We start from the raw sequence: 15,105 nt of genomic DNA, 5'->3' as shown, positions 1-15,105 counted from the left end.
CAATGGTGAATGTTTCGGAGCCTATGTCCGACAACAGTTGATCCCGACCCTCAAACCCGGCGACATCGTTATCCTCGACAATCTTGGCTCCCACAAAGCCAAGGCCACTCGCGATGCCATCAAGGCAGTCGGCGCCAGATTATGGTTCCTGCCGAAATATTCGCCCGACCTCAATCCGATCGAGCAGGCCTTCGCCAAGATCAAACATTGGATGCGCCAAGCCCAAATGAGAACCAGCGACGACACTTGGCGGCAGCTCGGATACCTTGCCGACACCATCAAGTCGGACGAATGCGCAAACTACTTCACAAACGCAGGATACGCTTCCGTCAAAACTTGAAACGCTCTAATCTCTTCGCCGGGCCGGACATTGCCTCAGTGCGCTTCGTCCCAATTGTTGGCGGCGCGTGCATCGACCTTCAGAGGCACAGCCATGTCCACGGCCGGCATGGCGGCATTTTCCATGACCGAGACGATGATCGGCGTCGTGCGCTCGACATCTGCATCCTCGACTTCGAAAATCAGTTCGTCATGCACCTGCAGCAGCATGCGCACACGATCGCCGAGGCCGGCTGCGGTCAGCGCCGGCTCCATCTTGATCATCGCGCGACGAATGACATCGGCGGCCGAGCCCTGGATCGGTGCGTTGATCGAGGCGCGTTCGTTGAAGGCACGCACGGAAGGATTGGAGGAGCGGATCTCCGGGAAATGGATGCGACGACCGAAGATCGTCTCGACATAGCCCTTGTCGCGCGCGGTTTGCTTCGTGCCGTCCATGTAATCGCGAATGCCCGGGAAGCGCTCGAAATACTTCTTGATATAGTCGCCCGCTTCCGAGCGCTCGATGGAAAGCTGGTTGGCCAACCCGAAAGCCGAGATGCCGTAGATGATGCCGAAGTTGATCGCCTTGGCGCGGCGGCGCACATCGCTCGGCATGCCCTCCACCGGCACGCCGAACATCTCCGACGCCGTCATGGCGTGAATGTCGATACCATCCTCGAAGGCCTGCTTCAGCTGCGGAATATTGGCGACATGCGCGAGCACGCGCAGCTCGATCTGGCTGTAATCGGCCGAAACCAGCTTATGGCCGGGGGTCGAGATGAAGGCCGTACGGATCTTGCGGCCTTCCGCCGTGCGCACCGGAATATTCTGCAGGTTCGGCTCGGACGAGGACAGGCGCCCGGTCGTGGTCGATGCCAGCGAATAGGAGGTGTGGACGCGCTTCGTTTCCGGATGGACATAGCCCGGCAGCGCGTCTGTATAGGTCGATTTCAGCTTGGTGAGCTGACGCCAGTCGACGATCTTGCGCGGCAGCTCGAAACCGGCCGCCGCCAGGTCTTCCAGCACCTGCGCCGAGGTCGACCATTGGCCTGTTTTGGTCTTGCTGCCGCCGGCCAATCCCATTTTGCCGAAGAGGATATCGCCAAGCTGTTTCGGAGAGCCGATATTGAAGCGTTCGCCGGCCAGCGTGTAGATCTCGTCCTCCAGCCGCGCGGCACCCTGCGCCAGCTCGCCGGAAAGCCGCGACAGGATCTGCCGGTCGATGGTGATGCCGCGCTCTTCCATATGGGCGAGCACGGGCACCAGAGGCCGCTCCAGTCGCTCATAGACGGCTGAGAGCTTTTCCGCCGTAAGCCGCGGCTTCAGCACCAGCCAGAGGCGCAGCGTCACGTCGGCATCCTCGGCGGCATAAGCCGTCGCGCGGTCGATATCGACAAGGTCGAAGGTGATGTTGGATTTGCCGCTGCCGGCCACATCCTTATAAGCAATCGGCTTATGGCCGAGCCAGCGTTCGGACAGGCTGTCCATGCCGTGCGCGGCGTTGGAGCCGCCGTCGAGCACATAGGAGAGCAGCATCGTGTCGTCGAAGGCCTTGGTCTCGATGCCATAGCGCTTCATCAATAGGTAGTCGTATTTCAGGTTCTGCGCGATCTTGAGGATGGAGACATCCTCCAGCAGATCCTTCAATCTCGCCAGGGCATCGCGCAACGGAATCTGATTGTCGGCGAGCCCGCCGCCGAGCAGGTCGCCAACGCCGGTCTTGTGGCTGAGGGGCACATAAGCGGCGCGGATGGAGGCACCCGAAGGGTCGTTGCGGTTGTCGGCGATCGCCAGCGAAAAGCCGACGATTTCGGCCTGCATGACATCGAGCGACGTCGTCTCCGTATCGAAGGCGACGATGCCGGTCTCGCGCGCATCCGCGATCCATTGGTCGAGGGTGGCAATATCGCGGATGGTGACATATTTCGAATGATCGATCGGCGCGGTGGCGAAACCTGCCGCGCGCGCATTGGCAAGTTCGGTCGGCTCGGTCAGCCCCTCGACAGCTAAACGCGGCTTGACCGCCGGCGCCGGTACGGAGGAACCCTCGACCATAACCGTGCTGCCGGCAACGAGCTCGACATTGTCTGCGACATCGAGATCCGGGCCATGCGCGGTGTCACCAAGTTCGACCTTGACCTCGGACGGTTCGATCGCGGCGGGATCGCAATCGCAGGCGTCGGCGACGCGGCGCGTCAGCGAGGTGAACTCCATCGCCTTCAGGAAGCCGATCAGCTTCGGGCCGTTCTGCGGCTCGAGGACGAGTGCGTCGAGCTCAAGGTCCAGCGGCACATCGGTCCTGAGCGTCACCAGCCGGCGGGAGATCCTAGCCAAATCGGCATTGGCAATGATGTTCTCGCGGCGCTTCTGCTGTTTGATTTCCTCGGCACGGGCAAGCAGCGTATCGAGATCGCCGAATTCTTCCAGAAGCTGCGCCGCCGTCTTCGGGCCGATGCCGGGGATGCCGGGGACGTTGTCGACCGAATCGCCGGTCATGGCCTGCAGGTCGATCATCTTGTCCGGCGTCACGCCCCATTTCTCGATGACATCGGGAATGCCGATCTGCTTGTCCTTCATGCTGTCATACATGTGGACCGCAGGAGTGACGAGCTGCATCAGGTCCTTGTCGGACGAGATGATGGTGACATCGGCGCCGGTGGTCTCGGCCTGGCGCGCATAGGTGGCGATGATGTCGTCGGCCTCGAAGCCGTCAGTCTCGATGCAGGGCAGGTTAAAGGCGCGGGTCGCCTGGCGGATGAGGCCAAATTGTGGGATCAGCTCTTCCGGCGGGGCCGAGCGGTTTGCCTTGTAGTCTGGGAAAATTTCCTTGCGAAAGGTCTTCGAGGAATAATCGAAGATCACGGCGAAATGCGTCGGGGTGACGCCCACCGATGTATCGCGCGCCGAGGTCAAAAGCTTCCACAGCATGTTGCAGAAACCGGAGACGGCGCCGACAGGCAATCCGTCGGACTTACGGGTCAGCGGCGGCAGGGCGTGAAAGGCTCGGAAAATGAAGCCGGAACCGTCGACGAGGAAGAGATGATCACCTTTTTTCATGGAAGCATGGATAGCGTGGCGCACCTGGAACGTCCATATAAACTTCTATTTCGAGAGGTCGCGAGGGGCCAAATCTCTCACCGAAACGTTACTAAGTTTTAATCAATCTAATCTGCAGATTCCCTTGAAAAACCATATTTGAAATCACAAATCATACTCACCGGCGATTGTTACGCCGAGGGTCTGACACCCGGCCTGTCCCCCGCCATGTCAGACTTGGACAAAGGCCTATCCCCTCTCCGGGCCTTTGTCCGCCCTTTTCTAAGCCGCCATGGTGCCCTCCAGGCCATGGCGGCTTTTTCGTTAAGAAAACTGCGCCTAAAGCGTGTAAAAAGCTTCGGCGAAGTTGCCGACCTCAGACCCGTCCCCACCCAAGATTTGCTGATTGTCTTGGTTTTGAATTATCGGCATACTTGCAATCATGGGATTTAATCGGATGGACTCCGCGGCCTACCTCGCCAGTCAAATGGCAAAGGGATTCGCTCGCGCGTTACAACAACGCGCGGCTAAGCTTGGTTTTTCTCCCGGCCAGTTTCCGATCCTTCTTGAATTGTGGTCCGAGGACGGACTGACACAGAAACAATTGCTGGAGAGGGTCGATATCGAGCAGGCGACCATGGCCAATACGCTGTCCCGCATGGAGCGCGACGGATTGGTGGAACGTCGGCCGCATCCCTCCGACAAACGGGCGCAATTGATCTTTCTGACCGACAAGGCCGCCGCCATACAGGCTGAGGCCATCGAGGCCGCAATGGCTGCCGACACGGACCTTCTAAAGGATTTCCGCAGTTTCGAGCGCGAGCTGCTCCTGGAATATATCCGGCGCATCCTGGAAAACTCCAGGCATCTCTAGGCTTGGGCTTCGACTTTTTCCAGGGCCAGAGGCCAGCTGCTCGGCCCGAGGAGGAGCATGGTGGCGAGTCTGCCTATCAGGCAGACAGCGACGAAAATCAGCCCGATTTCATGGTCGTCGCGAATGCATGCAGGTACTGAAAACATCTCGCTCTCTGGAATACTCTTCCGGATTGAGATTAATTTCAATTATCTAAAAAACTTGTAAACTACATACGCAACCAATCAGATAAGAACGGCTGCCGACAGACACGGGAATGTGCGGGAAATTTTCGGTTTTACCGCCTCGAAACCGGCTGGGCTTTGGTCTATCGTCCGGCGAATTCTCATGTAAGGAGTCGGATATGACCGATCTAACGCCCGTTCTCGATCGCGCGGACCAAAACCTCCCATCCAGCCTCGAAAATCTATTCGAGCTGCTGCGCATCAAATCCATCTCGACGGATCCGGCCTTCAAGGCGGAATGCCGCAAGGCGGCGGAATGGCTGGTCGCCTATCTCAACTCTCTCGGCTTCACCGCCTCGCTACGCGACACCCCCGGCCATCCGATGGTGGTGGCCCATCACGATGCCGGCAGCGCCGACGCGCCGCATGTGCTTTTCTACGGCCATTACGACGTGCAGCCGGTCGATCCCATCGAGCTGTGGGAGAGCGACCCCTTCGCGCCTGAGATCAAGGACATGGGCAACGGCCGCAAGATCCTGACCGGCCGCGGCACGTCCGACGACAAGGGTCAGCTCATGACCTTCGTCGAAGCCGTGCGCGCCTACAAGGAGACCAAGGGCGGAATTCCGGTGCGCATCACCATTCTATTCGAAGGTGAAGAAGAATCCGGTTCGCCCTCGCTCAAGCCCTTCCTCGAGGCCAATGCCGCCGAGTTGAAGGCGGATTTTGCCCTGGTCTGCGACACCGGCATGTGGGACGGCGATACGCCGGCGATTTCGGCCGGCTTGCGCGGGCTGGTGGGCGAAGAGATCACCATCACCGCAGCCGACCGCGACCTGCATTCGGGTCTCTTTGGCGGCGCTGCCGCCAATCCGATCCATATCCTCACCGATATCCTCGCCGGCCTGCATGACGAGACCGGGCGCATAACGCTCCCAGGCTTTTACGACGGCGTCGAGGAGACGCCCTCCAACATCAAGGCCTCCTGGGAAAAGCTGGGGCTTTCAGCCGAAGATTTTCTCGGCGAAGTGGGCCTTTCGATCCCCTCGGGCGAAAAGGGCCGTTCGGTGATGGAACTCACCTGGGCGCGGCCAACGGCCGAGGTCAACGGCATTTGGGGCGGCTATACCGGTGCCGGCTTCAAGACGGTGATCGCCGCGAAGGCATCGGCGAAGGTTTCGTTCCGTCTCGTCGGCCAGCAAAATCCGGCTGCGATCCGCGAAAGCTTCCGGGCCTATGTGCGCTCCAAGATCCCGGCAGACTGCTCGGTGGAGTTCCATGAGCATGGCGGCTCGCCGGCCATCCAGCTCTCCTACGACTCGCCGGCATTGACCAAGGCGAAGACAGCACTTTCAAACGAATGGCCGAAGCCCGCCATCGTCATCGGCATGGGCGGCTCCATCCCGATCGTCGGCGATTTCCAGAAGATGCTCGGCATGGAATCGCTGCTCATCGGCTTCGGTCTTTCCGACGATCGCATCCATTCGCCGAACGAGAAATACGAGCTGCGCTCCTACCACAAGGGCATCCGCTCCTGGATCCGCATCCTCGAGGCGCTCGCCGTTTGATCAATCAACCGGGACGCGCATGCCACCTTGCGCGTCCCGCACCCATTCCCGCCTCGAGGGCGTTTACGCCATCATCCAAGGACGAGCGGCAGCAAGCCTGCCCTCGCGTCCTTTGGCCACGATCGATGAGATAGAACATGGGAATCTGGATCGATACCGACATGGGGTTCGATGACATCGCCGCCATTCTGGTGGTGGCGCGTTCGGATCTCGTCATCGACGGCGTTTCGCTGGTAAGCGGCAATGCGCCGCTATCCCATGTCCGTGCCAATGCCGCGAGTGCGGCCGCCGTCTTCGGCTGGGAATTCCCTATCCATACCGGCCGCGAATTGCCCGTGCTCTGCAAGCTGGAAACGGCGCAGGGGATCCTCGGCCAAAGCGGCATCCCTACATCAGGCAGGAGCCTGCCGCCGGCCGATCCACTTCCGATCAGCAATGCCTTTGCCGCGCTCTGCGATTGGCTTGCCGATGGCGCGGGGCCGAAACGCATCCTCGCGCTTGGTCCGCTGACGAATATCGCCGCCGTGGCGCTCGCCAGGCCGGAGCTCGCCGCACGCATCGATGAACTGACGTGGATGGGCGGTGGCGTCACATCGGGCAATCACACCGCCTCTGCCGAGTTCAACGCCTTTGCCGATCCCGAGGCGCTGGCGATCGTGCTGGCACATGATATGCCGCTTCGGATGATCGATCTCGACATCTGCCGGAAGGTGCTGGCCTGGCCCGAGGACGTCGCCCGTCTCAGGCAGACGGCCGGCGAAAAGGCGCAGCTGCTCGCCGATCTTCTGGAAGGCTACGTCAACATCGCTATCAGCCGCGGCCGGCAGGCCATGGCACTATACGACCCGACGGCGGCGGCCATTTTCGTTGCGCCCGAGATGGCAACGCTTCGGCATGCACGGATCGACGTCGAATTGCAGGGGCAGCATACGCGCGGGCGCACCGTCGTCGAAACGCGTGCCTCGCATGCTGAGTTCAACGCGCATTTCGCCGCCGAGATCGACGCCGACAAGGCACGCTCCATCATATTCGACGCCCTGTTTCAGGAGGCCGGCCGATGATCAACGATTTAGCGAACGAGCCTGCCGATCTGAACGTCCCCGAGCTGCGAGCCCGGGCGGTCGCAGCCGCCCGAGGCGATCAACCCTTCGATCTGCTGATCACCGGCGGCCGCCTTGTCGATATGGTGACCGGCCGCATCCGCGCTGCCGATATCGGCGTCGTCGGCCCACTGATTGCAAGCGTGCATGCGCCGGCCAGCCGTACCGATACGGCGCGGACGATCGACGCTGAAGGACGCTTCCTGTCGCCCGGCCTGATCGACACGCATATGCACATCGAAAGCTCCATGGTGACGCCGGCTATCTACACCGAGGCCGTGTTGCCGCGGGGTGTGACGACCATCGTCTGGGATCCGCACGAACTCGGCAATGTGCACGGGCTGGAAGGCGTGCGCTGGGCGATCGACGCGAGTCGCCAATTGCCGATCCGTGTGATACCGCTGGCGCCGTCCTGCGTGCCTTCGGCGCCGGGGCTCGAGCTGGCGGGCGCCGATTTCGACGGCACCGACATGGCCGAGATGCTGGCATGGCCTGAGATCGGCGGCATCGCGGAAGTCATGACCATGCGCGAAGTGATCAACGGCGATCCGCGTGCCAGCGCGATCGTCAATGCCGGGCTGCATTCGGGCAAAACGATCTGCGGCCATGCCCGCAACCTCGAGGGCGCGGATCTCAACGCTTTCATGTCGGCCGGCATTACCTCGGACCATGAGCTCACATCCGGGGCCGATCTGCTGGCCAAGCTGTCGGCGGGCCTGACGATCGAGCTGCGCGGTTCGCATGACCATCTGATGCCGCAATTCGTCGAAGCGATCAACGAGCTGGGGTTTCTGCCGCAGACCGTGACGCTCTGCACAGATGATGTCTTTCCCGACGAACTCCATGACGACGGCGGCCTCGATGACGTCATGCGCCGTCTGGTGCGCTATGGGCTGAAGCCCGAATGGGCGCTGAGGGCCGCGACCTTGAATGGCGCCATGCGGCTCGGACGGAACGACCTCGGCCTGATCGCGGCCGGACGCCGTGCCGATATCGTGCTGTTCGAAGATTTAGAGAGCTTCAAGGCAAGGCTTGTGATCACCAACGGCACGCTGGCCGCCGAGGCGGGCCGGATTGTCGGCGCGACCGCCGAGATCGATCCTGAGCTGCTGCGCGATTCCATCAAGCTGACGCCACTTGGCGAGGACGATTTCCGCGTCCCGGCGACGGGCAGCCGCATACGGCTTGCGACCATCGATCGGCCACGCTTCACGCAATGGGGGACGATGGAGGCCGAGGTGGCTGATGGCTTCGTTGTGCCACCCGCTGGAACCACCATGCTCGCAGTCGCCCATCGCCACGGTAAGGCGGACAGCCGGCCGCGCATCGGCTTCCTGACCAGCTGGGGCGAATGGCGCGGTGCCTTCTGCACGACGGTTTCGCACGACAGCCATAACCTGACGGTTTTCGGCGGCAATGTCCGCGACATGACAATTGCCGCCAATGCCGTCATCTCTGCCGGCGGCGGCTTGGCGGTCGCACGCGACGGCAGGATCGAGGCACTGTTGCCGCTGCCGCTCTCCGGGCTGGTGAGCGATGCGCCGCTCGAGGAAACCGCCAACGCCTTCCGCGCCATCCGCGAGGCGATCGACGCCATCGTCGACTGGAGCCCGCCCTACCTCGTCTTCAAGGCCTGCTTCGGCGCAACGCTCGCCTGCAATGCCGGACCGCACCAGACGGATCGTGGGATTGCTGACGTTGCGACTGGACGGGTGTTGGAGACGCCGGTGCTTGGGGCGGTTTAGGCTCGATCCATCAGATGAGAGCCGGCATCAGCTAGGCGTTTGCGGACGGGTGTCACAGGCTCGTCAAACTCGGCGTTTCAGTTAGAAGAAAGACCCTCGCCTTACTCCCCCAACTCCTGCCGCACCAGCGTCGTCCAAAATGCCACGCCCGACGCGATCGCATCATCGCTGAAATCATAAGCCGTGTTGTGATGCAGCGCACCGTCGACCGCCGGGCCATTGCCGAGCCAGACGTAGCAGCCCGCAGCATTCTGGCCGAAGAAAGCGAAATCGTCGCCGGCGGTCGAAGGCGGGAAGCGCGTCAACACCTTCTCGCCGAAGACGGCAGTCGCGGCTTTCAGCGCCCGCGCGGTGGCATCAGCATTGTTGACGACTGGGGGAATGCGGCGCTCGAACTGATAATCGACCGCGATCCCGTACATGGCCGCCGTGCCCTGCGCCAGGCGTCCGATCTCCTGCTCGAGCTGATCGCGAACCTCTGGCGTATAGGCGCGCGCCGTGCCGCCGATATCGACGGTATCGGGAATGACGTTCAGCGCCTTGGGATCACCCGCCTGCAGCGAGCAGGCGCTGACGACGGCCGGCTGAAGCGGATCGACGACCCGGCCGACGATGGTCTGCAGCGAAGACAGAAATGTTGCGGCGGCCGTGATCGGATCCTTGCCGAGATGCGGCTTGGCGCCGTGGGTGCCGGTGCCGCGAAAGGTGATGCGCCAGCTATCCGAAGACGCGAGCTGAGGGCCCTCGACGACAGCCATTTCATCGACGTCGAGACCGGGCATATTATGAAGGCCATAGACGGCATCGCAGGGGAAGAGATCGAAGAGGCCTTCGTCCACCATGCGCTTGGCGCCGCCACGGCCTTCCTCGGCCGGCTGAAAGATGAAATGCACCGTGCCGGAAAAGCCGCACCTGGCGGCCAGATGGCGGGCGGCACCGATCAGCATGGTCGTATGGCCGTCATGCCCGCAGGCATGCATCTTGCCGGGAATGGTGGACTTGTAAGCTCGGTTGCCCTTTTCCGGCATGGCCAGCGCATCCATATCGGCGCGCAGGCCGATGCGGCGGGTGCCGTTGCCGACCTGCAGCGTGCCGACCACACCGGTCTTGCCGAGGCCGCGATGCACCGTCAGACCCGCCTCCTCCAGCAAAGTGGCGACGATGCTGCTGGTGCGTTCCTCCTCGAAGCCAAGCTCGGGATGGGCGTGAAGGTTATGACGAAGCGACGTCAGGAATGGGAGATCCTGAGCGATCTCATCGAGCAAAGACATGAGCGTTCCTTCGGCATAGGGGCGCTCTATCTTCCCCAAAGCTCCCGCGACTTCAACTCAAATGATGCTCAAGCGCCGAGCTTGTCGAAGATGTGCGCCTTGCCGAGGACAGTAACGGAGACCACGCTGCCGATCTCTGGCAAGCCGACACCAGAACTTTTGATGTTCAACGTCTCCAAGCCATTGGCGTTGGAAAGGACAACCGTCACCGTGCAGATCGCGCCACCGAATTCAATGTCGGTGACTTTGCCGATGCAAACGGCTTCCGTGCCGGCATCAGCGACAACACTGAGGCGCAATTGTTCCGGTCGCAGCATAATGTCTGCACGCCCCTGCCGACCATTGGTATCAGCCGGAATACGCCCCAAGACGCACGAGACAGCGTCATTGCCAAGGTCCGCCGGCAACACGATGGCGTCACCGAGAAAGATAGCGGTCTCGCGGTCTTTTGGATTGAGGTAGAGCGTCTGCGGGGTTCCCGCCTGTATCAGCCTGCCGTCGCGCAGAACCGCTACCTGGTTGGCGAAGGATAGCGCCTCCACCTGATCGTGCGTCACCAGAACCGCGGTGATGCCCGCAATCTGCAGCACGCGGGCGACCGCTTTTCGCATGTTTTCACGCAAACCCGTGTCGAGCGCAGAAAAGGGCTCATCGAGCAGCATCAGCCTCGGCTTACGGCCAAGGGCGCGCGCGAGAGCGACACGCTGTTGCTGGCCGCCGGAGAGCTGATGCGGGCGGCGATCGAGCATGCCGCGATCGAGCTCCACCATGTCGATGAGCGCATTGATCCGCTGATCACGGTCTTGCGCGCCGCGCTCCATGCCGAAGCCGACATTCTCGGCCACGCTCAGATGCGGAAACAGGGCGCCATCCTGTGACACGATGCCGATGCCGCGGCGATGCGCTGGTACGATGGCCGGCCCGTCCGCCAGCGTCTGGTCCTCCAGCATCACCTGGCCCTCATCCGGAATCTCGAAGCCGGCGATGATGCGCAGCAGCGTCGTCTTGCCGGAGCCGGAGGGACCGACGATCGCCGTGCGGCTGCCGGCGGCCACCGAAAGTTCGATGCCGTCGAGCGCATGCACCGGACCATAACGCTTGCTGATATTCTTGATCGCCAGAAAGGTCATTGTCCGGCCGTCCGCTTGGATTGCACATAGAGGAGAAGAGTGAGAGGCAGCGACAGCACGACCATCATGAAGGCGTAGGGCGCGGCCGAGACATAATCGATTTCGCTGGTCAACGACCAGAACTTCGTCGCCAACGTTTCAGTACCGTTGGGCGACAGCATGAGCGTCGCCGTCAGCTCGTTGGTGATGCCGAGCGCCACAAGCGCGACGCTGGCAGCAAAGCCGGGCGCGGCCAGGCGCATGGTGATCTGCCGCACGGCTTGGGCAGGCGTGCGGCCGAGCGCCATGGCTGCGCGCTCAAGCTCGACCGGCGCCTGGGCGATGCTGGCGCGCAGGCCGACCAACGCACGCGGCAGGAACAGCAGGACATAGGCGAGCAACAGCGTGGCGAATGTCTGGTAGAGCGGCAGGATCAACCGGACAGTGATCGAGACCAGAGCCAAGGCAACGACGACGCCCGGCAGCGAGCCGACATAGTAGTGGCAGGCTTCGAGGATGCGCTGCAGCCGTCCGGGCGCCCGCACCGACAGCCACGCCATGGGGACCGCAGCTATCGTGGCCAGCAGGCCGCCTGCAATCGCCAAAACGATTGTCTGCAGCAAGGCAGAGCCGACGGTATCGATCCGCCAGATGCCGGCACCACCGAGATAGAGCCAGCGCCCCAGCGTCACAAAGGGAACACCGAGCGTCAACGCGGCGGTCAAGACCGGGAGCACGATGGCCGGAATGACGAACCAGCCCAGACGACGACGATCGGCTGGGCGCGCGGCGCCGGAACCGACGCGCGCATAACGCTCGTTGCCGCGCACCAACACCTCGATGCCGAGCAACAGCAGGCAGCAGAAAACGAGAACGCCGCCCAGCATATTGGCGGCAGGGCTATTATAGGCAGACTGGAACTGATCGACGATCGCGGTCGAGAAGGTGTCGAAGCGGATCATCACGTAGAGGCCGTATTCCGCCAGGAGATGCAGCCCGATCAGCAGCGAGCCGCCGCAGATGGCGAGGCGAAGCTGCGGCAGGACCGCGCGGAAGAAGACGCGCCAAGGGCCGAGACCGAGCGAGGCGGCAGCATCCTCGATCGCCGGATCCAGCCGGCGCAGGGCTGCCGCGACCGGCAAATAGAGGAATGGAAAATAGGCAAGCACCGATACCAGCACGCCGCTCCACAGCCCGCGCATACTCGGCACGAGGCTGACCCAGGCATAGCTGTGCACGAAGGCGGGCACCGCAAGCGGCGCGACAGCCAGCCAGGACCAGATGCGGGCACCGGGGATATCGGTGCGCTCCGTCAGCCAGGCGAGCGTTACCGCCAGCAGGATGCATAGCGGGATGGTGCAGAGCTCGAGCAGGACGGTATTGACGAGCAGTTCGCCGACACGATTGCGGAAAATCAGCGCGATGACTTCGGCCCAGCCGGTATCGATCGTGATCCAGACGATAAAGCCGAGCGGCACCAGGCTCATGAGGGCAACGACGGATGCGAAAGCGACGACGGAAGCATGCCGAACGCGACTGCGGGGAGCAGCCGTCAACTGGGGCATTCGCGTGGCGGCGGCCTCACCGGCCGGCGCGGCATATGTGTTCTTCTGCAGCAAGTCCTAGCTGCCTTTCACGCCCTGAAATGGGAAGGCAACCGCCGTTGAAAGGCGATTGCCAGATCGACCGACCTGAAGGCCATCGCATGCCCCTAGCAGGGCATGCGACGGTGATGCAAGAGCCAAGGTCGGGATAGGCCTATCCGAAAACCGCGGAAAGGCGTCTCGATCCGGGCATTTGCCTTAGATGAGCCCGGCTTCCGTCATCAGGTCGGTGACCTTCTTGCTGTTCAGCTTGGAGGGCTCGACCTTCGGTGCCTGCAGGTCCGTCAGCGGCACCAGCTTCGGATTGGAAGCGTCGCCAATGCCGACGGCATATTCATAGGAGTCGCCGTCGCGCAGTACGGCCTGACCGCCCTTGCCGGTGATCCACTTCAGGAATGCCTGGGCTTCCTTCTGATGCTGGCTGGAGGCCAGAACCGCACCGCCGGAGATGCTGACGAATGCGCCCGGATCCTGGTTCTTGAAATAGTGCAGGGCAACGTTCTTGCTGTTTTCGCCGGTCTTGGCCTGATCGCCGAACCAATAGTAGTGATAGATCACCGCGCCTTCGATCTCGCCCGCATTGACGGCCTTCATCGCGACGCTGTTGCCCTTGTAGAAGCTGGCGTTTGCCTTCATCGCCTTCAGCCATGCGCGCGTGGCATCCTCGCCCTTCAGCTCGAGAAACGCACTGACGATCGCCTGGAAATCGGCACCGGCCGGCGAAGCGCCCCAGCGGCCCTTCCACTTGGCATCGGCCAGATCGAGCATCGACTTCGGCAGGTCGCCTTCCTTCAGCTTGGTCTTGTCATAGGCAAAAACCGTCGAGCGGGCGGCAACGCCGACCCAATTGCCATCGGCGGATTTGAAGGTGTCCGGCACCTGGCCGAGCGTGGCGGCATCGACCGGGGCAAAGAGCTTGTTGGCGTCGACCAGCGTCATGCCCGGAGAGTTCTCGGTCAGATAAACGTCTGCGGGGGAAGCGGCGCCTTCCTGAATGATCTGGTTGGCGAACTGCATGTCGCTGCCGTTGCGGATCGTGACCTTGATGCCGGTTTCCTTGGTGAAGCCGTCCGCCCAGGCCTGCGTCAGCGTCTCGTGCTGGGCATTGTAGACCACGATGCCTTCGGAATCGGCGGCATTCGCCACCATCGGAGCAACGGCAAGGCCTGCTGCAAGCGCCAGCGCGCCGGTGAGGTGAGAAAAGGAAAAAGCCATAAGTCCTCTCGCTTGAAAGTCGCCGCCCCCGGCAGCGATGCGCTAGCGTATATTTTTCCTGAGAATTATTTTCAAGTTTACACTCGCGCCCTGCTTATCACAAAAGTTTTACAACGGAGTCAAGTTTTCACTGACACCTCTGCGGCAAGCTCGAGCCAGGCACGGCCGGCATGCGACAGGTAACCGCCCCGCCGCCAAATCCATGCCATGTGCCACTGCATGTCAGGTTCGACGACGAGCGCGTGGCTGATGCCGGGGCGCAGGCGTTGCTCGGCGATCAGCCGCGGCAGGAAGCCGACACCGAGACCGGCGGCGACCAACTCGACGATGAAATTGATCTGGCTTGAGCGTGCGACGATATCGGGCGCGAAGCCGGCGATGCGACAGGCATCGAGAATGATGCCATTAAGGGCAAAGCCGGTTTCGAACAGAATGAAGGGATTGCCTTGCAGCGCCGCGAGCGAAACCGTCTCATGGCCGGCAAGCGGATGCGTTGATGGCAGCAGCACATGCATCGGCTCGCAACGCACGCTCTGCCACTCGAACGCATCGAGCGTCGGCAGAAGCGAGGCGCCGAGATCGACCTCGTCGGAAAGCACCATCTCCTCCAGCCGCTTGGCGCCCTGCTCCGCCAGCTTGATCTCGATGCCGGGATAGCGGCTACGGAAGACGGCAAATACCGGCGCGAACAGCGCATCGTTGCCGATCGGCGGCAGGCCGAGCCGCAGAGTGCCGCGTGCGAGACCACGCAATTCGGCGAGTTCGGCGAGAAGATCGTCGCGCCCGGCAAGGAGCGTTATCGCCCGGCGATAGACGACCTCGCCGGCATCCGTCAGCGTCGTGCGATGGCCGATGCGATTGAGCAGCGGCAGACCAAGCTCGTCCTCGAGCTGTCGCACGGCCTTGCTTACGGCGGACTGGGTCGCGAACACCACCTTGGCCGCTTCCGAAAAGCCGCCCTGGCGCACCACCTCGACAAAGGCTCGCAGCGTTCGAAGTTCCATCACTATTCCATACAGGACTGAATTTAATGAAATCAATTCATTTTATTCATGGGCGGGATACGACTATCTTCAGGCCATCCGATTTCCCCGAGTT

11 protein-coding genes are annotated in these 15,105 nt (G+C 62.0%); 5 read left to right on the top strand and 6 right to left on the bottom strand.

Going from position 1 to position 15,105, the window contains the following annotated elements:
• Nucleotides 1-340 (top strand): transposase (locus GA0061101_RS36185; RefSeq protein WP_141694165.1); only part of this gene is annotated, 340 nt, incomplete at its 5' end.
• Between the two features lie 35 nt (nt 341-375).
• Here the strand turns inward: GA0061101_RS36185 and polA are convergent.
• On the bottom strand, nt 376-3,378 hold the full coding sequence (gene polA, locus GA0061101_RS36180) for a DNA polymerase I (protein ID WP_037200901.1): 3,003 nt from the start codon (nt 3,376-3,378) through the stop codon (nt 376-378).
• Nucleotides 3,379-3,814: 436 nt separating this feature from the next.
• On the opposite strand from polA, the gene GA0061101_RS36170 reads away from it, so the two are divergent.
• The 4 genes from GA0061101_RS36170 to GA0061101_RS36155 all read left to right on the top strand — a co-directional run bounded on the left by GA0061101_RS36170 (nt 3,815) and on the right by GA0061101_RS36155 (nt 8,808).
• Entirely contained in the window at nt 3,815-4,231 is a 417-nt protein-coding gene (locus GA0061101_RS36170; protein ID WP_037200902.1) for a MarR family winged helix-turn-helix transcriptional regulator, read from the top strand.
• Between the two features lie 343 nt (nt 4,232-4,574).
• On the top strand, nt 4,575-5,963 hold the full coding sequence (locus GA0061101_RS36165) for a M20/M25/M40 family metallo-hydrolase (protein ID WP_092577302.1): 1,389 nt from the start codon (nt 4,575-4,577) through the stop codon (nt 5,961-5,963).
• Nucleotides 5,964-6,100: 137 nt separating this feature from the next.
• A complete protein-coding gene (locus GA0061101_RS36160; RefSeq protein WP_092577300.1) occupies nt 6,101-7,024 on the top strand; it encodes a nucleoside hydrolase in 924 nt (307 codons plus the stop codon).
• Nucleotides 7,021-8,808, top strand: a complete 1,788-nt coding sequence (locus GA0061101_RS36155) for an adenine deaminase (protein WP_092577299.1) — start codon at nt 7,021-7,023, stop codon at nt 8,806-8,808. The genes GA0061101_RS36160 and GA0061101_RS36155 overlap by 4 nt, the downstream gene beginning before the upstream one ends.
• Nucleotides 8,809-8,909: 101 nt before the next feature.
• Here the strand turns inward: GA0061101_RS36155 and GA0061101_RS36150 are convergent, their stop codons facing one another.
• The 5 genes from GA0061101_RS36150 to GA0061101_RS36130 form a co-directional block, all read right to left on the bottom strand.
• Nucleotides 8,910-10,079 (bottom strand): M20 aminoacylase family protein, encoded by a 1,170-nt coding sequence (locus GA0061101_RS36150; RefSeq protein WP_047560066.1) that lies wholly within the window; start codon nt 10,077-10,079, stop codon nt 8,910-8,912.
• A gap of 68 nt (nt 10,080-10,147) precedes the next feature.
• Nucleotides 10,148-11,209 (bottom strand): ABC transporter ATP-binding protein, encoded by a 1,062-nt coding sequence (locus tag GA0061101_RS36145; RefSeq protein ID WP_037200863.1) that lies wholly within the window; start codon nt 11,207-11,209, stop codon nt 10,148-10,150.
• Nucleotides 11,206-12,753, bottom strand: a complete 1,548-nt coding sequence (locus GA0061101_RS36140; protein ID WP_208865056.1) for an ABC transporter permease — start codon at nt 12,751-12,753, stop codon at nt 11,206-11,208. The genes GA0061101_RS36145 and GA0061101_RS36140 overlap by 4 nt, the downstream gene beginning before the upstream one ends.
• A gap of 237 nt (nt 12,754-12,990) precedes the next feature.
• On the bottom strand, nt 12,991-14,007 hold the full coding sequence (locus GA0061101_RS36135; RefSeq protein WP_092577297.1) for an iron ABC transporter substrate-binding protein: 1,017 nt from the start codon (nt 14,005-14,007) through the stop codon (nt 12,991-12,993).
• Between the two features lie 119 nt (nt 14,008-14,126).
• Nucleotides 14,127-15,011, bottom strand: a complete 885-nt coding sequence (locus GA0061101_RS36130) for a LysR family transcriptional regulator (protein ID WP_047640343.1) — start codon at nt 15,009-15,011, stop codon at nt 14,127-14,129.
• Nucleotides 15,012-15,105 lie beyond the last annotated feature (94 nt).

It is taken from the genome of Martinezella lusitana, assembly GCF_900094565.1.
GTDB lineage: Bacteria > Pseudomonadota > Alphaproteobacteria > Rhizobiales > Rhizobiaceae > Rhizobium > Rhizobium lusitanum.
The sequence above is the reverse complement of the archived record's forward strand: the minus strand, read 5'-3'. Positions and strand labels throughout refer to the sequence as shown.